Raw genomic sequence first — 18,586 nt, forward strand, 5'->3', positions numbered from 1 at the left:
TCCGGGGCGGGCTCGACGGGGTCGGCGAACAGCGGGCGGCGCGGCGACTCGGGCACCACCAGCGGGCAGATTCTCAGCAGCTCGTCCGCCAGCGCGGCCGGGATGGGCGACGCCCGGCCCGACGCCTGCGCGATGTCCCAGCCGTGGACGGCCACCTCCAACGCCCCGACCGCGATCATCAGGTCCCCGCCCAGCCGGCGGTCACCGATCTCGACGCGCTCCGGCGAGCAGGACGCGCGCAGCAGCCGGACGGCGCGCACCCTCACCGCCGACACCGGGTCGTCGTCCGGCGCGGGCGCCTCCGGCAGCATCGCGACGCGTCCGAGGCGGATGCCGTCGTGCAGCGCCGCGAGGGAGTCGCGGAGGTGGAGCAGCAGCATCTCCAGGTCCCACGACGCGCACGGCGTGCGGCGGGACATCATGTCCGGCGTGACCGCCTGGACGGAGGTCAGCGCGAAGCCGATCGCGCGCTCCATCAGCCCGCCGTCCAGGGGGACGGGCTGCGGCGCATTCGTCCGCTCGTGCATCCGCGCTCCAATCGTGGTGATGGCCTCTGTTCTGTGGACCATCCGCACGGCGGAAATTCATCGGGCGGCACAAATCACGCGAGATCTTCTCCACCGGAAGAGTGAAACGCCACAATCCCCCCAAAAATCCCCCGTTCGCATCGGCCGGTCAGGACGCGACGCCGTCCACCATCTGCAGCCGGATCGCGATCGACCGGGCCTCCGGGACGTCGAGCATCTCGAACAGGTCGAGGGCCTGCCGCCAGTGGATCCGCGCCGCGTCGGCGCCGCGGAGCTGCAGAACCGCACCGGCGATCCCCTCGTGCGCCTTCCCCTCCCCGTACGGATCGCTGATGTCATGGGCGAGGGAAAGCGCCTTCTGGTAGTAGTCGAGCGCGGTGGAGTAGCGACCGGAGGCGCGGTGCGCGTCGCCGATGCCCTGCAGTGCCCGCACGCGCTGGCCGGGGTCGCCGACTTCGCGTGACAGCCGTTCGGCGTCCTGATGGTGGACGAGCGCCTCGGTCGGACGGTCCATCAGCAGATATGTCACGCCAAGGCTGTTGAGAGTGTCGGCGACGTTCCGCCTATCGCCCATCGCGCGGAACACCGAGATCGCCTCGCGATGGCAGCGCAGCGCCTCCTGGTATTCGCCTTTGTAAAGGTGGACGTTCCCGATGTTGCTCTTGAGGATCGCGGCGTTGCGGCCGTCGTCGCTCCCGCCGAACACACGGGCCGCCTCCAAGTAGTGCTGGACCGCGTCGCGATGGTAGCCGCGCTGCCGCTGCACTTCGCCGAGATTGTTCAGCACCGCCGCCTCGCCTCGCTCGTCCCCCGTGCTCCGGTATCCGTTGAGGGAAGCGCGAAGGTGGACCATGGCCTCCTTGTAACGGCCGAGATGCCACAGGACCATCGCCGCGTGGACGAGCGCCTCCGCCTCGCCGTGCCGATCGCCGAGCTGCGAATAGATTCCCCGCGATTCCTGGCAATGCGCAAGCGCCTCACGGTAGCGGCCGGTCGCCGCCAGATAGATGCCCATACGGTCGAGCACTTCGGCGGTCGCGTGCCGGTCGTCGGCGGCCCGGCTGAGGGCGAGCGCCTGCTCGGCCGCTTCGAGAGCCTCGGAGAAACGTCCCGTCCGTGCGTTAGTGACGCTCAATTCGTACAGCATCTGCGCGGTGAACCCGGTGTCGCCGAGTTCCCGCGCCGCCCGGAGTGCCTCTTCTTGGGCCTCACCGGCGCTTTCATGGTGCCCATGCACTTCCAGGAATTGGGACAGGAGGTGCACGAGCAGCACACCGTCCTGCTTCCTTTCGCGCGCCATGGCGTGGTGCGCCAGGACGAGACCGTTGCGCCATTCCTCGTCCATCCATGCCTGAGCCTCGCGAATGCACGGCTGAGCGTCGTCGCCTCCTGCCCCGTCCGGCATGGGAAGCCTGCGCCGGTGCGGATGCAGGACGAGATCCGCACGATGGGCGCACGCGAGGTAATAGTTCAGCAGACGTCCGAGGGCACGTCTCCGGTCCCCGTTGGAGTCCTCGTCGAACGCCCGCGACCGGGCGAACGCACGGACGAGATCGTGCATGCGCAGGTGTCCGGGCCGGTGCTCGTCGATCAGATGATGATCGAGCAGGGTCTCGACCGCGTCGTCCGCGACGTCACCGGGGTGTCCGCTCAGGATGGGCACCGCCTGTGGCCTGATCTCGGAGCAGGGGTTCAGGCCCAGCCGCCGGAAGACCGCCCGCTGTTCGTCGGTGAGCGCGCGATAGGAGAGTTCGAAGGCCGCCTCGGCCAGGTCCTCGTCCTCCTCGGGGAGGGCGAGCCCGTCGTGCCGGTCCTCCTGCGGGCCGGCGGCGGCCCGTCCGGCGGCCACGCGCAAGGCCACCGGCAACCGGCCGCACCGGCTGACGATGTCGTCGACGTGCGCGGCGGTGAGGCCGTCGCCCGTGATGGCGCGGACGAGCTCGCGCGCCTCGTCCACGCCGAGGACGTCGAGGGGCAGGTAGCTCGCACCGGGAATCCCGGCCAGCCTCCGCCGGCTGGTGACGAGGAGCCGCACCGGCCCGGCGGTGACGAGCGCGCGGACCTGCTCCGTGCCGGTCGCGTCGTCGAGGACGACGATCGCGCGCCGCCGGCCCAGCGCCCGCCGCCAGAGCACGACCCGGTCGCCGAACTCGGCCGGGATCCGCTCCGGCGGGACGCCGAGCTGCGGGAGGAGCTCGGCGAGCGCGGCGTGCGGCGACATCGGCGGCCGTACCGGATCGTGCCCGCGCAGGTGCAGGTAGAGCTGGGCGTCCGGATACCGGTGCGCGAGCATGCGCGCCGCGCGTATGGCGAGCGCGCTCTTCCCGACGCCCGCCAGGCCGGTGATGACCGAGATCCGCGCGGCGTCGTCCCCTGCCTCGGCGGCGGGACGGGTGAGCATGCCGAGTTCGGCGTCCCGACCGGTGAAGTCCTCGGTGTCGGGCGGCATCAGCTCTGACGGGAACGGGTCGGGCGATGGCGGCCCGGACGGCGCCGCATCAGGCCTCGTCGCCGGATCGGCGGGAGCGGGGGCCCGGCGGTAGAGGGGAATCGCGGCCAGATCGAGGTCGCGCCGGAGTATCCGTTCGTGCAGGTCGTTGAGCCGCTCCCCCGGTTCTGTGCCCGTCTCCTCGGCGAACAGCCGGTGCACGCGACGGTAGACGGCGAGCGCGTCCGCGTGCCGGTCGCAGCGGTACAGCGCGGTCATGAGCAGCCCGGCGGCGCGCTCGTCGAACGGGTTCGCGGCGGTGAGCCGGGACAGGTCGCCGACGACGACGTCATGCAGTCCCAGCCGCAACTCCGCCTCGATGCGCTCCAGCCTGGCTGCGTGGAGTTCCTCGCGCAGGCTCATGCGCAGGTCGCGGGCCCATTCGCCGGGGAGCCCGCCGAGCGGCTCGTCGCCGCGCCAGAGCGTTTCCGCCTCGATGAGCAAGGCGCGGGCGTGCTCGTCGTCGCCGCTGTCGGCGATGGCGCGCGCCTGGCGGCGCAGCCGCCGGAACCGGTGGAGATCGACGGCCTCGGGGTCGAGTGTCAGGACGTAGCCGCCCGGGCGATGCTCCAGCAGCGCATCACCCGCCTCCGCGTCGCGGAGCCGGCGGCGCAGCCGGGACAGGTAGCTCGTCAGGTTCGCTCGCGCCTGCGCCGGCGGGTCCTGCCCCCAGATCCTGGCGACGAGGGTGTCCGGGGAAACGGTGTGACCGCACTCCACGGACAGGACCGCGAGCGCGCAATTCTCCTTCGGCGAACCGGCCTCCAGCCGCCGACCGTTCACGCTCAACTCAATCGGACCGAGGAGCGCGACCTCCTCCATCTGTCCCTCCGTCTGACCCCTGACAGGGAACATCTCACAGGAGGCATCTCCGATACCACCCCATTAGCACATTAATCGGCGCAACCGGTATAAATGCACGCTGACCAAGGGAACAAATGTTCGGATTTGCCGGTGTCACGACCAACGTCCGAAAAACCCATTCTCTGGCCACGATGTCCGATTAGGTGAAACGATCAGACCGAAAACGTCCGCGCGACAATCTCGACATGTCACCAGGCTTCACGCGCATCACAGCATTAACCGCTATGCTCCTCTTTGCGTCCGATTCCTCCACGAGTCGTCGGGCCCCGATGAATGACGGCGTTCGTCCGTGCAGCCGCACGGTCGGACGCCTTTGCAATAGAGATCGAGTGGAGGCCACGTGATCTGGATCTGGTGACCCTCCCGCGGACCGGGGGGCCAGCCCCGCAAGGCTCAACCCCGGTCTCCGTCCCTGGCGCTCACCAGACCCGCTCCCACCTGGACGGCAATCAGGCCGTCCAGGCGAATGCAATCGTCAGCGTGCACCTTGGCTTCGAGGCGGTCATCCAGGTCGCCGCATCAATCGGGGCAAGGGGGACGCAATGTCTGTCGACGGATGGTCCGTAGGACCGTTCGGCCTGGACAGCGGTATAGGGGCGACGCTTCAGGGGCTGAACAGAGTCCTGATCGTCGTCCACCATCTGACGGCGGCGACCAGGCTCGCCGACGTCGCACCGCTGGTCGAGCGCGACCGGCGGATCCAGACGGTGTACACGGTGGCGCCGACGTCGCCGCGGGCGGCGGGCACGGCCCGCCATCTCGCCGCGTCCGGCGCGGTGGTCATCCCGTTCGCGCAGGCGGCGCAGACGCCGTTCGACCTGGCGGTCGCGGCAGGAGACGGCGCACTGGACCGGATCCACGCGCCGGTCCTGGTACTCCAGCACGGCGCGGGCCCGGCCACGGTCGCGCGCCGCTGGGACGGCGCCGGGCCCGCGGTGGAACCGCCGATCGCGGGGCTGCGTCGCGAGGGGATCGTCGCGGGTGGGCGGGTCATCCCGTCCGTCCTCGCGTTCGCGCACCGCGACCACCGGGCCCTGCTGGCGCGGATCTGCCCGGAGGCGCTGCCCGTGGTGCGCATAACGGGCGATCCCGCCCTTGACCGGCTGCTTGCCAGCGTCCCGTTCCGGGAGCGGCACCGTGAGGCGCTCGAGGTCGCGGACGGACGGCGACTGGTGGTCGTCTCGTCCACCTGGGGGGCGCGGGCGCTGCTCGGACGGAACCGCGAGCTGGTCCGGCAACTCGCGCTGGACCTGCCGTCCGAGCGCTACCGCATCGTGCTGGCCGTGCACCCGGTGACCTGGGGTTTTCACGGGTATCGCCAGGTCAGGGCCTGGTTCGACGACTGCCTGCGGCTCGGTGTCGGGCTGCTGCCGTTCCACGAGGGCTGGCGCGCCGCGCTGGCGGCGGCGGACCTGGTGATCGGTGACTGCGGGTCGGTGACGTCCTACGCGGCGGCGGCCGGTGTTCCCGTGCTGCTCGGCGCGTTCCCCGCCCACGAGGTGCTGCCGGGGTCGGTGAGCGACCTGCTGGGCCGGCGCGCCCCGCACCTCGCGCCGCGCCGCCCCCTCCTTCCGCAGGTCGAGGACGCCATCGCGAACCCGTTTCCGCCGGCGCCGCTGTGCGACCGGCTGACCTCGGAGCCGGGACGGGCGGCCGTGCTGCTGCGGCGCGAGATGTACTCGCTGATGGGCCTGGACGAGCCGGCGGAACCGCCGCCCACCGAGCCCGTCCCGCTGCCGGAGCTGATCCCGGCACACCGCGAGCCGAGCGGTCTGTCATGAGCGCACGCCACGAAAGCGTCCGTCTCGTGCGGGCCCGCCTCGTGCGCTCACCAGGATCGGACGGCGACGACGTTCAGGTGACGGCGGACGGGCCGCACGGCGCGCTGAGCCTGGCGCTGACCCGTGTACACGTCACGGACGACCCGTCCCCCTCCTGCCCGATGCTCGACGAGCACTTGGCAGTGCACCTGGCGGACGGGGACGCCGCTGGGTGGGCATCAATCGCCGACGTACTGCTCTACAACGGTGCGCGGCGGCCCCTTACAGGCTTCTACGGTCTGGTGGTCTGCACGCTAGGGCCGGACGGACGCTGCGCCATCACGGTGAAGGACGAGCCGGGGACCACCCTCGTGGCGTCCCTGGACGACGCCGTCTGGGTCGCGTCGTTCGTCCACGCGTGGCGTGTCTCCGGGCGGCGCGCGGCGGCGCTCATGTCCATGCGGATCACGGTCCGCCGAGCTCCGACAACCGCTCCCTGATCTCCCGCGCCTGGTAGGAGCCGAGTTCGTCGAGGACCGCGGCCGCCCGCTCGAGGTGGCCGCGCTCGGCGGCGGGGTCGCCGCGACGCGCCGCGAGGCGCGCCCGCGCGACATGGATGTCCGCCAGGGAATGCCGCGCGCCGACGCGGGTCCCGGCCTCCTCCGCCTCGTCGAGGGCCGCGCCCGCCTCGGCGTCCCGGCCGTCGGCGGCGAGCGCGTCCGACAGCGTCCTGAGCGTCCGGGCGCGGTGGTAGTCGTCGCCGCGACGGGTGAAGAAGGCCAGCGCCTCGCGCAGGCGTGCGGCCCCTTCCCCGGGGCGGCCGTCGCGGACGAGCGCCTCCCCCAGGCGGCGGCTCATCACCGCCACATGCCGGGCGGCGTCCCCGGGCACGTCGCGGCAGGCTTCCAAGGCGCGGGTGAAGGTCTCCGCCGCGTCGGCCACGTCGCCCTGGGCCAGCTGCGCGACGCCGAGGCATTCCAGCGCCGTCACCACGCCGTCGCTGTGCCCCGCGGCGCTTTCGAGGGCGAGCGCGTCCCGGCCGAGCCGCTCCGCCTCGCGGAATTCGCCGAGGTTCAACCGCGCGAACGCGAGCGCCTCCAGCATCCGGGCCCGCGCGACGGGATCGCCGAGCGCGGACGCCGACGCCAGGCCCATCTCATGGGTCTCGATCCAGATCGCATAGTGCTTGCGGAATGTCAGGACGCTCCACAGCGCTTCGCACATCTCCCACGTTTCGTGGTGCAGTCCGCGCTCGTGGGCATCGGAGACCAGATCGCGGAGAAGGGGCAGTTCGCCTTCGACCCAGGCGATGGCCTCCGGCGTGCCGGGAAAGGAGACGGCGGGGGGCTCATCGTATTTGCGGCCCAGATGCCAGCGGTCGGGGATGATGGTGCGGTCGGCGGCCACCGCCATTCCCAAATAGTGGTCCACAACCCGGTGGAACGCCCCCGCCCTTTCCGTTTCGTGCTCCGGCCGGGCGGCCACCGAGCGGGCGTGCAGATGCGCCAGGTCGTGGAAGCGGAATCTGCCGTCCTGGCCGGCGTCCACCAGGTTCACGTCCACCAGGACGTCGAGGTCCCGCTCGACGTCGGCCGCGCCGGTCCCGGCGGCCGCCGTCGCCGCCGGGAGCGCGAACCACCCGTTCGGTTGGACGCTCATCAGCCGGTACAGCCGCGCCGCGGACGGCGGCAGATCCCGGTACGTGACGTCGAAGACGGCCTGCACGGACAGATCCTCCTCACCGAGAACGGCCAGGCGCCGCCGCTCGTCGGCCAGCTCGCCGACCAGCCGCTCGATGCGCCAGTGCCCCCGCGTCGCCAGTCGGGCCGCGGACGTGCACAGCGCCAGCGGCAGCCGTCCGCACAGGGCCGTCAGGGAGCGGACGGCCTGCGGTTCCGCCGCCGTCCGCCCGCTGCCGAGCATCCGGTCGAGCAGCTGGACGGCTCCGGTCTCGTCCAGCGGGTCCAGCGGCAGGAAGGACGCGCCGTCGACCGCCAGCCCCGACAGCCTCCGCCGGGACGTCACCGCCACCACCGAGGGCCCGTGCCCCGGCAGCAGCGGACGCACCTGGGCCGCGGAGGCGGCGTTGTCCAGCATGATGATCAGCCTGCGCCCGGCCGTCAGCGTGCGGAAGAGGGCCGCCTGCTCGTCGAGGTCGGCGGGCACCGCCTCCGGCGCCACCCCGAGCGCCCGCAGGAACCGGCCGAGCGACTCGCCCGGAGTCACGGGCGCGCCAGCGGAGAAGCCGCGGAGGTCGGCGAAGAGCTGCCCGTCGGCGAATCCCGCGACGACGCGATGCAGCCACGCCAGCGCCAGCGACGTCTTCCCGACGCCCCCGACCCCGCTGATCACGATGACGGCCGCCTGCTCGCTCGCGGCGTCGCTCAGCCGCACGAGCATTTCCAGTTCCTGCGAACGGTCCGTGAAGTAAGGCCGCGACGCGGGCAACTGCGCTGGCACGGACGGGTACCCGGTGTTCGCGTGCAGATGTATCCCGCCATGGACGGTGCCCGCCTGAACCACCGAACCGGACACGTCCGCAGCCACTTCATTACGCAACGACGGTTTTTCAGCCCGCCATTCCTCTGCATCGCGTTCAGGCAAGGAATCAGCTCCACCGGGGGCGAGGACGCTCAGAATCCGGGTCAACATAACCCGGAGATCCCCGCCCGGCAAGGGAAACAGGCGATATCGGCTAGCACTGATGGCCGCATTTCCGGCGGGCCGGAATAATGAGGAAATAGCCCGTAACGCTCTAGGATCCATGGACACTTCCGCCCCCCTCGACTCAGCGGGAACAAGGCGCGGGCGAGAACGGCGGGATCGTGGTGAACTGAACGAATGACAGATCCGATGACCGTGGCCATTGCCACCGCGATGGCGGGCAAGGCCGTCGAGGTGGCGGGCGAACCGGTGCGCGCGGCCGTCGCCGAGATCGCCCGCCGCGTCCGCGAGCGGTTCCACGGCCGCCCGTCCGACGAGGCGGCGCTCGCCCGCGCGGCCGACGAGCCCGAGGTCCTCCAGGGCGCCGTCCTGCGCCTCTTCGACGAGGACCCCGACTTCCGCGCCGACGCGGAGACCCTCTGGAACCAGGCGCAGACGATGGCGTCCGTGTCCGGCGACGGGGTCGTCAACATCTTCAACGGCCAGGCCCAGAGGGTCATCCAGGCCCGCGACATCAAAGGCGACCTGAACCTCGGCTGACCGCCCGCGGCCGGTCAGGCGGCGTCCTGCCCGGACGGCCCTCGGACGGCTTGAAGGAGAGCGCCGCCGCTCTGTCCATTGACCATTCGGACCATCTTCTCCAGATCTGGAGTGAGGTTCCTGTCGTCCTGGAGTTCGGCGATCGCGCCGCGTATGACGGCGTGAATGCGCTGGGTTCCCGTCCCGAGGCGCGGATCCGCCGCATCATCGTCGATTCCGCGGACGACCAGGTCGACGCCCTGCGCGCTCATGATGTACTGCACGGCCAGCACAGTGTCGAGACGAGTCTGATTGGCGCGGAGGTTGCGAGCCGACGCCATCGCCATCGTGTTGTGGTCTTCCTGCCCGTCCTTGGCGGGCCGCGAAAGCGTCCCGGACGGAAAAGCCCGCACCTGCATTTCCGGAATCAGCGCCGTCGCGACGGTCTGAAGCTGGACCATGCCCGAGTTCAGACCCACCTTGCCCCCAGCCAGATTGGCGGGCAGCCGTAACTCCACCTACTGGAAAGAAGCCGTGCCGACAATTCCTGTGAGAGCACTCCGGCATCGACGAGCCCGGCGTTCAGCGCGTCCAGCGAATGTCCGAGGACCGCTCCGTCCCAGTTGCCGCCCATCACGAACTCCACCTGCCCGTCCTTCTTCCGGAAGATCAGGGGATTGGACGTGGAGGCGTTCATCTCCGGAGCGAGGACCTTCTCGGCGTGGTTCAGGTTCTGCCGCAGGGACGCCAGAATGTGCGGCGCCGCGCGCACCGAGACCGCGTCCTGGACGCGGTGCGTGTCCTCGGGATTGAAGCGCCGGCGCGTGCGATCGGTCATGAACTCGCTGCCGTCCAGAAGCGCGCGCAAACGGGCGACGACTTCCTTCTGCTCGGGAATCTGCCGTTCGTCGTGCGTCCGGGTGTCCAATGACCCGGCCTCGGCCCGCAACGCTTCCATGAACAGGGCGAACGCGCCTTCGGCGAGGTCGGCCTGCGCTTCTCCCCGGTGCAGCGCCTCCAGGGCGGACGCGGCGACGACCGTGCTGCCGCTCATGATGGGCAGCGCCTCACCCATTTCCAGCTCCGCCGGAGCGATCCCGGCGTCCCGGAGAATTTCGGCTGCTCCGGCGACCCGCATGGGGTGCCCGGGCCGCGTCCAGCTAGCGCATCCTCCGGCTCCTGTGACCACCTGCCCGGCCACCGCCATCGGCTGCAGATCGCCCGACCCCAGCGACCCGACCTGCGGCATCACCGGGGTGACTCCGTTGTTGACCAGTTCGAGGAACTTGCCGGGCAATTCCGGCCGGACGCCCATGTGCCCGCGCGCCATCTGGTTCGCGCGGATCACCAGCGCCAGCCGTGCGATCCGCCCCGGAAGGACGGGTTCGGTCGCCACTCCATGGGAGGCCAGCACCCGATTCTGAAAATCTTTGGACTCCTCTGGGCTGATGGGCTTGTCCTTCAACGGCCCAAGCGCCTGGTTCCAGCCATATACGCGCGGGGGCGGCGGATTCTGCCGCGTGACCAGTGCTACCGCGTCGCGCCGATATTCGCGCATCGTCTGGACGGCTTCGGGGGTGAGGCTCACCCGCAACCGCGGAGCCGTGAGAACCTTGAACGCTTTCTCGACGGTCAGGCTCTTCCCGTCCAGCCTCAGCGAGACTTCAGGACCATCGGGAAGCCGAGCCGGATCGACGCTGACGTTCTTGCAGTCCGCAATCGTCCTCCGCTGAGCCGGGCCCTGCTCACGAACGCCCGGCCGGGGCTCCGCCGCGGCCACGACACCGCCGCCCCCGCCGACGAGCAGCAGAGCCGTCCCACCTGCGACCAGCCCCTTCACCGGCAATCCACGCGTCCCCACGAAAGCCTCCCCGAGCGTCGCCCCATCGCGCGTTCGGGCGTACCCGCACAAAGGTCAGCATCCCGCCCGCCACCGGCAAAGATCATCCATGACACCCGGCCCTTTGATGATCTTGCTGCGCGGGGCGCGGACGAAGTCCGGAGTGAAAGCGCCGGAGAGTTCCCGGGAAAATGGCCGTTTTTAACAGCGCATGAACCGGGAACCATAGTGCGGGAAAGTTTGATCACTGCTGTCCCCACCGCGTCCGCAGGGAAGTGATCAAGGTGAGGCGAGCACTCGGGCTCCGGTCCCTGATCGGCATGCTGGTCGTTCTGGCCGCGATGACCGGCTGCGGCGGAGGTGGCGGCCAGTCGGACCAGGTGCGGCTCACCTTCTGGACGTGGGTCCCGGGCATCGAGAAATCGATCGACCTGTGGAATTCCCAGAACCCGGACGTCCAGGTCGAGCTGGAAAGCATCACGGCCGGGGTGGACGGCGGCTACGCGAAGATGTTCTCCGCGGTCAAAGCCGGCGCGGCACCGGATTTGGCGCAGGTCGAATACTGGGAGATCCCCGCGTTCCTGCTCGAACAAGGGCTGGTCGAGCTGGGACGGTACGGCGCCAAGCAGCACGCGGGCGAGTTCGTCCCGTGGCAATGGCGGCAGGGCGTGTTCAACGACGGCGTGTACGCGATTCCGCAGGCGTCCGGGCCGATGGCGCTCTACTACCGCGCCGACCTGTTCCAGCAATGGGGCATCGAACCGCCCGCCACCTGGGACGCCTACGAGCGGGCCGCGCGGCGGATCCGCGGCGCCGACCCGTCCGCCCGGATCGGAACGTTCCCCCCGGCCAACTCGCAGTGGTTCGTCGCGCTGGCCTGGCAGGCGGGGGCGCGCTGGTTCGGCGCCGACGGACGGTGGTCGGTGGACATCGACGACGGCCCGACCCTCCGGGTCGCGGAGTACTGGGACAGGCTGCGCCGGGACGGGCTGATCTTCACCATGCCCGACGTCCACACCGAGTGGTACAAGGCCGTCCGCGACGGGAAGATCGTCGCCTGGCTGGGCCCGCAGTGGGGGGACGCGCTGCTCAAGGGCAACGCGCCCAACACAGCGGGGAAATGGCGGGTGGCCCCGATGCCGCAGTGGAGCACCACCGGCAAGGCGTCCGCGAACTGGGGCGGCTCCTCGACCGCGGTGCTGCGCGGCACGCGGCATCCGCGCGAGGCGCTCCGGTTCGCGCTGTGGCTGAACACCGACCGGCGGAGCGTCGATCACCTCATCGAGGGCGGGTACGGCTGGCCCGCGGCGACGGGGATCGCGCGGGGATCCGCGCTGGACCGCGCCGACCCGTTCTTCGGCGGCCAGCGCTACAACGACGTGTTCGCCGAGGCCGACCGGCACGTCGACACCGGATGGCGGTGGGTCCCGACCACCGCGGCGATGCTCGACTCGCTGAACATCGGGTTCACCGAAGCCGTCGGCGGCCAGGGCAGTTTCGTCGAGGCCGTACGGGCGGCGCAGCGGAGCACGGTGCGCGACATGCGCCGCAAGGGCCTCACCGTCGATGACTGAGCAGCGACCGAGGAGGCGCCCATGACCCGTCCCCCAGCTCGCGGCGCACCGGGAAGGCGGCACGCCCCGCTGCTGTTCTTCGGGCCGTTCGCGGTGGTGTTCCTCGCGTTCTTCATCGTGCCGATCGGATACGCGGTGTGGCAGAGCTTCACCGGCGTGCGCCGCTCAGGACCGCTAGGGCTCGGCGGCAGCGAGACGACGTTCGCGGGCCTGAGAAACTACTCCGACGCGCTGACCCAGACGGGGTTCACCGAGAGCCTGCTGCGCATCCTGCTCTTCGGCCTCGTCACGGTGCCCTTGATGATCTTCGCGGCGGTCGTCCTGGCGCTGCTGCTCGACTCGGCGGCGGCGGTGTGGCCCCGCTTCTTCCGGACGGTCTACTTCCTGCCGTTCGGGATCCCCGGCGTGATCGCGTCGATCCTGTGGAGCTACCTGTACCTGCCGGAGCTGAGCCCGATCCTGGAGGTGCTGCAGCGGATCGGCTTCACCGCCGAGCCGCTCGCCGGCGACTCGGTGCTGTGGGCGATCGCGAACATCGTGCTCTGGGAGTTCGCCGGCTACAACATGCTGATCATCGTCGCGCAGCTGCAGGCGGCGCCGCGGGACCTGTACGACGCGGCCCGGGTGGACGGGGCGAACGCGTGGCAGCTCGTCTGGCACCTGAAGCTGCCGCTGATCCGTCCGGCGGCCGTGCTGGCCGCGGTCTTCACGATCATCGGGACGGTGCAGCTGTTCGCCGAGCCGCTGGTCCTGGAACGGGCGGCGCCCGCCGTCACGAACGACTACACGCCCAACGTGTCCGCCTACAACCAGGCGTTCACGTACAACGACTACGGCCTCGCGGCGGCGGAGGCGGTCTTGCTCGCGCTCGCCGCGTTCGTCCTGTCGTTCGGGTTCCTGCGCCTGGTCGGCCGGGCGGGCCGCCCCGGAGGCGGTGGCCGATGAGGGGGACGCGCGTCCTGGTCGTGGCGGTCCTCGCGGTCGCGGCCGGCTACTTCCTGGTGCCGATCTACTGGCTGGTGGTGGCGTCCACCAAGAGCACCGACGGGCTCCTCGGCAGCTCACCGCTCTGGTTCGCCGAGCCGCGGCCGTGGCGGAACCTGATGGACCTGCTGACCTACGACGACGGCATCTACCTGCGGTGGCTCGGCAACACGGTGCTGTACTCGGGCGTCGGCGCGTTCGCCGCCACGCTGCTCGCCGCCGGGGCCGGGCACGCGATGGCGAAGTTCGACTTCCGCGGCCGGGAGGCGGCGTTCAAGGTCGTGCTCGGCGGCGTGCTGGTGCCCACCACGGTGCTCGCGCTGCCGCTGTACCTCATGTTCAGCCGGATCGGGCTCGCCAACACGTACTGGTCGGTGCTGCTGCCCAGCGTGGTCAGCCCGTTCGGGGTGTACCTGTGCCGGATCTACGCCGAGGCGGCCGTCCCGGACGAGCTGCTCGAGGCCGCACGGGTGGACGGGGCAGGCGAGCTGCGCATCTTCTTCACGATCGCGCTGCGCGTCATGTCGCCCGCGCTGGTCACGGTCTTCCTGTTTCAGCTCATCGGCATCTGGAACAACTTCTTCCTGCCGCTGGTGATGCTGTCCGACCCGGACCTGTACCCGATCCCGCTCGGCCTGCTGTCGTGGCAGTCGATCGTCGACCGGCAGCCGGTCCTGTACCAGCTCGCGATCGGCGGCGCGCTGGTGTCGGTGGTGCCGCTGGCCATCGCGATCGTCGTCCTGCAGCGGTTCTGGCGGACCGGGCTCACGGAAGGGAGCGTCAAGGCTTGAACGATCGGGGCGAGGGGCTTGCCGCGGGCCTGCGCGCTCGGCTCGGCGGGAGCATCGGCTACGGCGGCGACTACAACCCCGAGCAGTGGCCCGAGGACGTCTGGGCCGAGGACGTCCGGCTCATGGCCGAGGCGGGCGTGAACCTGGTGTCGCTCGGCATCTTCTCCTGGGCGAGGGTGCAGCCGGAACCGGAGACCTTCGACTGGGGCTGGCTGGACCGGGTGATGGACCTGCTGGCGGACGGCGGCGTGGCGGTGTGCCTGGCCACGATGACCGCCTCGCCTCCCCCGTGGCTGGCGCGGCTGCATCCGGAGACCCTGCCGGTCAGGCCGGACGGGACCGTCCTGTGGCCCGGGGCGCGGCAGCACTTCACCCCGTCCAGCCGGGTCTACCGCGACTACGCGACCCGCCTCGTCGAGCGGTTGGCGACCCGGTACGGCGGCCATCCCGCGCTCGCCGCGTGGCACGTCGGCAACGAGTACGGGTGCCACGTGTCCGACTCGTACGGGAACGTCGACGCGGTGGCGTTCCGCGACTGGCTGCGCCGCCGCTACGGGACGATCGACGCCCTGAACGAGGCGTGGTCGACCACGTTCTGGTCGCAGCGGTACGCCACATGGGACGAGATCAACCCGCCCCGCCAGGCCCCGACCTTCCCCAATCCCGCGCAGCGGATCGACTTCCGCCGGTTCTCGTCCGACGCGCTCCTGGAGTGCTTCCTGGCCGAGAAGGAGGTGCTGCGGCGCGTAACACCGAACGTCCCGGTGACGACGAACTTCTTCCCGCTGCGGGACACGCTCGACCTGCACGCCTGGGCGCCCCACCAGGACGTCGTCTCCTACGACTCCTATCCGGATCCCGCCGACCCCGGCGCCCACGTCGCCGCCGCGTTCGCCTTCGACCTCATGCGGTCGCTGAAGGACGGCGCGCCGTGGCTGCTGCTCGAACAGGCGCCCACGGCGGTGAACTGGCGGCGCGTCAACCGTCCGAAGGCGCCCGGCCAGATGCGGCTGTGGTCGTGGCAGGCGGTCGGGCGCGGCGCCGACGCGGTGATGTTCTTCCAGTGGCGGGCGTCCCGCGGCGGCGCGGAGAAGTACCACTCGGCGATGGTGCCGCACGCGGGCACCGGCACCCGCACCTTTCAGGAGGTCCGCGAGCTCGGACGGGAGCTGGCCGGGGTCCCGGAGATCGCCGGCGCCCGGGTCCGCGCGCCGGTCGCGCTGGTGCTGGACTGGCCGAGCTGGTGGGGGCTGGAGCAGGACAGCCATCCGTCCGCGCTGCTGCGGCAGCGGGAGGCGAGCCTCGCGCACTACGCGCCGCTGTTCGCGGCCGGGGTCACCTGCGACGTCGTCCACCCGTCGGCGGACCTGTCGGGGTACCGGCTGGTCGCCGTCCCCAACCTCTACATGATCACCGGGTCGGGCGCGGCGAACCTGGCGGGCTTCGTCCGCGGCGGCGGCCATCTGCTGGTGTCGTTCTTCTCCGGCGTCGTCGACGAGCGCGACCGCGTCCACCCCGGCGGCGCCCCCGGGCCGCTGGCCGACGTCCTCGGCCTGCGGGTCGCGGAGTTCTGGCCGCTGGCGAAGGGCGAGCACGTCGACCTCAACGAGACCGAGCCCGGCTGGTTCGACGGCGGCGCGGCGCGCGGGTCCCTGTGGTCGGAGGAGGTCCGGCTGGACGCGGCGTCCCCGCTGGCCACGTTCGCCTCCGGCGCTGTGGCGGGACGCCCCGCCGCCGCCCGCAACCGGTTCGGCACCGGCACCGCCTACTACCTCGCCACCCGTCCCGCCCCAGCCGCGATGGGCACGATGCTCAGCCGCATATGCCGGGAGGCGGGCGCCGCGCCAGACCTCCCGGACGTCCCCGAAGGCGTCGAGACCGTCACCCGCCACACCGAGGACGGCACCCGTTTCGCCTTCGTCCTCAACCACAACGACAGGCCGGTGGCCGTGCCACTGCCGCCCGGTGGCGTCGATCCGCGCGACGGCACGGGGGTCATCCCGCCGTATGAACTCGACGCCAGGGGCGTCCTCGTCGTCAGGTATTCGGCATGAAGCCGTTCGATGGCAAGTGCGCCGTGGTGACGGGCGCCGCGTCGGGCATCGGCGCCGCGATCGTCGACCGTTTCGTGGCCGACGGCGCCAAGGTGATCGCCGTCGATATCGCCGCGGAGCCGCTGCGCGACGCCGCCGCCGACCGCCCCGCAGTACGCCCCGTGCTCGGAGACGTCTCCCAAGCCGACACCTGGACACTCGTAGCGGACCTGGCCCGCGACGAGTTCGGCCGCCTGGACGTCCTGTGCTCCAACGCGGGATTCAGCGTCCACGCCCCGGCGCACGAACTCGCCGAGGACGACTGGGACCGGCAGCTCGCCGTCAACCTCAAGGCCGCCTACCTCGGAGTCCGGGCCTGCGTCGGGCTCCTGGCCGACAGCGCGGGCGCGGTCGTGCTGACATCCTCGGTGCACGCCACCGTCGGGCTGCCGGGACGCCCCGCCTACGCCGCCGCCAAGGGCGGGCTGTGTTCGCTGGGCCGCCAGCTGGCGGTGGAGTACGGGCCACGCGTGCGCGTCAACACCGTCCTCCCCGGACCGATCCTGACCCCCGTCTGGGGCCGCATCGACGACGAGGCACGGCGGCGCAGCGCCGCGGCCACCGCGGCCGACCGGCTCGGGCGGCCCGACGAGGTGGCGGCGGCGGTGGCCTTCCTCGCCTCGCCCGAGAGCTCCTACATCACCGGGGCGAGCCTGCTCGTGGACGGCGGCTGGACCGCCAAGAAGGACTCCGCATGAAGATCGCCAGGGTGGAGACGTTCCCGGTCCCGCCGCGCTGGCTGTTCTGCCGGATCGAGACCGACGACGGCCTCGTCGGCTGGGGCGAACCGGTGGTGGAGGGCCGCGCCGAGGTCGTCCGCGCCGCCGTGGACGTCCTGGCCGAGTACCTTCTCGGACGCGACCCGCTGCGCATCGAGGACCACTGGCAGGTCCTCGCCAAGGGCGGCTTCTACCGGGGCGGGCCGGTGCTGTCCAGCGCGCTCGCTGGCCTGGACCAGGCGCTGTGGGACATCGCCGGCAAAGCGCGCGGCGTCCCGGTGTACTCGCTGCTCGGCGGCCCTGTGCGCGACCGCGTCCGCATGTACGCCTGGATCGGCGGAGACGAGCCCGCGGCGCTCGCGGACGGCATCGCGGCCCGTGTCGATGAGGGGTTCACCGCCGTCAAGATGAACGCCTCCGGACGGATGCCGCCGCTCGCCGGCCAGGCCGCCATGACCGCCGTGGTCGACCGCGTCGCCGCCGCCCGCGAGGCGCTCGGCCCGGAACGCGACGTCGCGGTCGACTTCCACGGCCGCCTCGCCCCGGCGGACTCCCGCCGCCTCCTCCCCCTGCTGGACGACCTGCACCCCCTCTTCGCCGAGGAGCCGGTGCTGCCCGACAGCCCGCACCTCCTCCGCGACGTCGTCACCGCCAGCAGCGTCCCCATCGCCACCGGCGAGCGGCTCTACTCGCGCTGGGACTTCCGGCCCGTGCTCGAAGCGGGCGCCGCGGTCGTCCAGCCGGACGTCTCGCACGCCGGCGGAATCTCCGAGACCCGCCGGATCGCCGCGCTAGCCGAAGTATGGGGAGCCCACCTGGCACCGCACTGCCCGCTGGGCCCGCTCGCCCTCGCGGCCAGCCTCCAGGTCGCGTTCGCCACCCCGAACTTCCTGATCCAGGAACACTCGATCGGCATTCACTACAACACCGGCGCCGACCTGCTCGACTACGTCCTGGACCCGGCGGTCTTCCAGTTCACCGCCGGTCACGCCGCACCACTTTCGGCCCCGGGCCTGGGCGTCCAGATCGACGAGACCGCCGTCCGCCGCGCCGCCCGCACGGACCATACCTGGCGTAACCCGACCTGGCGCCACGAAGACGGCGCCTTCGCCGAATGGTGAGAAGGGCACGACCATGACGAACGAAATCATGGTGGTCGGAGACATCGCGCCGGAGACACAGGCCCTTAGCGAGCAGTTCGCCCACAAGACCTCCTGGACGAACGCGATAGGCATATGCCTGGACGGTGCTTCGAGGCGCTGTACTTGCTCGTCGTCGGTCACGGTCACGGTCACGGTCCGCGAGCCGGGAGAGGTGTAGTGGTGCGTGACGTGCGGTGTCGTGGTGGTCTGCTGGGACCCGTCCCCGAGTCCCACGTGTAGCGGGCGACGCGTCCGTCCGGGTCGGATCGGCGTGAGGAGCCCAGGTCGCCAGCCACTCGGTGACCTGCGCGTCCTCGAACCAGGCCGCCAGCGCCGACCCGTTCGGTGGTACGAACGGCAGGCGGACGCCCACCAGCGTGGCCCGCGCGCCCGCGTCCGGGCTCCCGGCGCTCGCCAGGACGATGATCTCGTCGTCGACCGCGGCCGTGGCGATGCAGCGTGCGGACAGGTCGGACGCGAGCCTTTCCATCTCCGCCCGGACGAGATCGACCTGGCGGAGCTGCTGGGTCCGTGCGCCTCGTCCGCTGGACGCGGCGAGCGAGAGGGGGGCGAAGCGTCCGTAGCCGCCCTGGAAGAACAGCAGGGGAAGCGAGGGGTTCT

General features: G+C 71.2%; 14 protein-coding genes. 9 read left to right on the forward strand and 5 right to left on the reverse strand.

Going from position 1 to position 18,586, the window contains the following annotated elements; translation table 11 throughout:
• Together E1287_RS25580 and E1287_RS25585 are read right to left on the reverse strand one after the other, a co-directional pair.
• The coding region (locus E1287_RS25580) for a maleylpyruvate isomerase family mycothiol-dependent enzyme (RefSeq protein WP_165969176.1) at positions 1-527 on the reverse strand (527 nt) is incomplete at its 3' end.
• A gap of 148 nt (positions 528-675) precedes the next feature.
• The gene (locus E1287_RS25585) at positions 676-3,798 is read right to left on the reverse strand and encodes a tetratricopeptide repeat protein (protein ID WP_165969177.1); all 3,123 of its coding nucleotides are present in this window, start codon (positions 3,796-3,798) and stop codon (positions 676-678) included.
• 623 nt (positions 3,799-4,421) lie between these two features.
• Between E1287_RS25585 and E1287_RS25590 the strand changes: the two genes are divergently transcribed.
• Both E1287_RS25590 and E1287_RS25595 read left to right on the forward strand, forming a co-directional pair.
• Entirely contained in the window at positions 4,422-5,660 is a 1,239-nt protein-coding gene (locus E1287_RS25590; protein WP_131967605.1) for a hypothetical protein, read from the forward strand.
• Positions 5,657-6,139 (forward strand): hypothetical protein, encoded by a 483-nt coding sequence (locus tag E1287_RS25595; protein ID WP_131967606.1) that lies wholly within the window; start codon positions 5,657-5,659, stop codon positions 6,137-6,139. Before E1287_RS25590 ends, E1287_RS25595 begins: the two co-directional genes overlap by 4 nt.
• Here the strand turns inward: E1287_RS25595 and E1287_RS25600 are convergent.
• Positions 6,105-8,039, reverse strand: coding sequence for a tetratricopeptide repeat protein (locus E1287_RS25600; protein ID WP_131967607.1), 1,935 nt, complete (start codon positions 8,037-8,039; stop codon positions 6,105-6,107). The genes E1287_RS25595 and E1287_RS25600 overlap by 35 nt on opposite strands.
• Positions 8,040-8,492: 453 nt before the next feature.
• On the opposite strand from E1287_RS25600, the gene E1287_RS25605 reads away from it, so the two are divergent.
• On the forward strand, positions 8,493-8,843 hold the full coding sequence (locus E1287_RS25605; RefSeq protein WP_131967608.1) for a hypothetical protein: 351 nt from the start codon (positions 8,493-8,495) through the stop codon (positions 8,841-8,843).
• 14 nt (positions 8,844-8,857) lie between these two features.
• Here the strand turns inward: E1287_RS25605 and E1287_RS25610 are convergent, their stop codons facing one another.
• Both E1287_RS25610 and E1287_RS25615 read right to left on the reverse strand, forming a co-directional pair.
• Positions 8,858-9,340, reverse strand: coding sequence for an aromatic amino acid lyase (locus E1287_RS25610; protein WP_131967609.1), 483 nt, complete (start codon positions 9,338-9,340; stop codon positions 8,858-8,860).
• On the reverse strand, positions 9,292-10,662 hold the full coding sequence (locus tag E1287_RS25615) for an aromatic amino acid ammonia-lyase (protein ID WP_165969178.1): 1,371 nt from the start codon (positions 10,660-10,662) through the stop codon (positions 9,292-9,294). The genes E1287_RS25610 and E1287_RS25615 overlap by 49 nt, the downstream gene beginning before the upstream one ends.
• Before the next feature lie 284 nt (positions 10,663-10,946).
• Between E1287_RS25615 and E1287_RS25620 the strand changes: the two genes are divergently transcribed.
• The 6 genes from E1287_RS25620 to dgoD are packed head-to-tail and all read left to right on the forward strand — an operon-like array spanning position 10,947 to position 17,944.
• Complete coding sequence (locus E1287_RS25620; RefSeq protein ID WP_207934454.1) at positions 10,947-12,236, forward strand: extracellular solute-binding protein; 1,290 nt, start codon at positions 10,947-10,949, stop codon at positions 12,234-12,236.
• A 21-nt stretch (positions 12,237-12,257) separates the two neighbouring features.
• The gene (locus E1287_RS25625) at positions 12,258-13,181 is read left to right on the forward strand and encodes a sugar ABC transporter permease (protein ID WP_131967611.1); all 924 of its coding nucleotides are present in this window, start codon (positions 12,258-12,260) and stop codon (positions 13,179-13,181) included.
• On the forward strand, positions 13,178-14,011 hold the full coding sequence (locus E1287_RS25630; protein WP_131967612.1) for a carbohydrate ABC transporter permease: 834 nt from the start codon (positions 13,178-13,180) through the stop codon (positions 14,009-14,011). Before E1287_RS25625 ends, E1287_RS25630 begins: the two co-directional genes overlap by 4 nt.
• The gene (locus tag E1287_RS25635) at positions 14,008-16,065 is read left to right on the forward strand and encodes a beta-galactosidase (protein ID WP_207934455.1); all 2,058 of its coding nucleotides are present in this window, start codon (positions 14,008-14,010) and stop codon (positions 16,063-16,065) included. Before E1287_RS25630 ends, E1287_RS25635 begins: the two co-directional genes overlap by 4 nt.
• Positions 16,062-16,802, forward strand: a complete 741-nt coding sequence (locus E1287_RS25640; RefSeq protein ID WP_131967613.1) for an SDR family oxidoreductase — start codon at positions 16,062-16,064, stop codon at positions 16,800-16,802. Before E1287_RS25635 ends, E1287_RS25640 begins: the two co-directional genes overlap by 4 nt.
• Positions 16,799-17,944, forward strand: coding sequence for a galactonate dehydratase (dgoD, locus tag E1287_RS25645; RefSeq protein WP_131967614.1), 1,146 nt, complete (start codon positions 16,799-16,801; stop codon positions 17,942-17,944). The genes E1287_RS25640 and dgoD overlap by 4 nt, the downstream gene beginning before the upstream one ends.
• Positions 17,945-18,586: the final 642 nt, after the last annotated feature.

The organism is Actinomadura sp. KC06 (assembly GCF_004348735.1).
GTDB lineage: Bacteria > Actinomycetota > Actinomycetes > Streptosporangiales > Streptosporangiaceae > Spirillospora.

What these genes read in the sequence shown, in the direction of transcription:
- E1287_RS25595 (WP_131967606.1), top strand. Translation starts at nt 5,657, where the DNA reads ATGAGCGCACGCCACGAAAGCGTCCGTCTCGTGCGGGCCCGCCTCGTG.
- E1287_RS25630 (WP_131967612.1), top strand. Translation starts at nt 13,178, where the DNA reads ATGAGGGGGACGCGCGTCCTGGTCGTGGCGGTCCTCGCGGTCGCGGCC.
- dgoD (WP_131967614.1), top strand. Translation starts at nt 16,799, where the DNA reads ATGAAGATCGCCAGGGTGGAGACGTTCCCGGTCCCGCCGCGCTGGCTG.
- E1287_RS25640 (WP_131967613.1), top strand. Translation starts at nt 16,062, where the DNA reads ATGAAGCCGTTCGATGGCAAGTGCGCCGTGGTGACGGGCGCCGCGTCG.
- E1287_RS25605 (WP_131967608.1), top strand. Translation starts at nt 8,493, where the DNA reads ATGACCGTGGCCATTGCCACCGCGATGGCGGGCAAGGCCGTCGAGGTG.
- E1287_RS25590 (WP_131967605.1), top strand. Translation starts at nt 4,422, where the DNA reads ATGTCTGTCGACGGATGGTCCGTAGGACCGTTCGGCCTGGACAGCGGT.
- E1287_RS25625 (WP_131967611.1), top strand. Translation starts at nt 12,258, where the DNA reads ATGACCCGTCCCCCAGCTCGCGGCGCACCGGGAAGGCGGCACGCCCCG.
- E1287_RS25600 (WP_131967607.1), bottom strand. Translation starts at nt 8,039, where the DNA reads ATGCTCGTGCGGCTGAGCGACGCCGCGAGCGAGCAGGCGGCCGTCATC.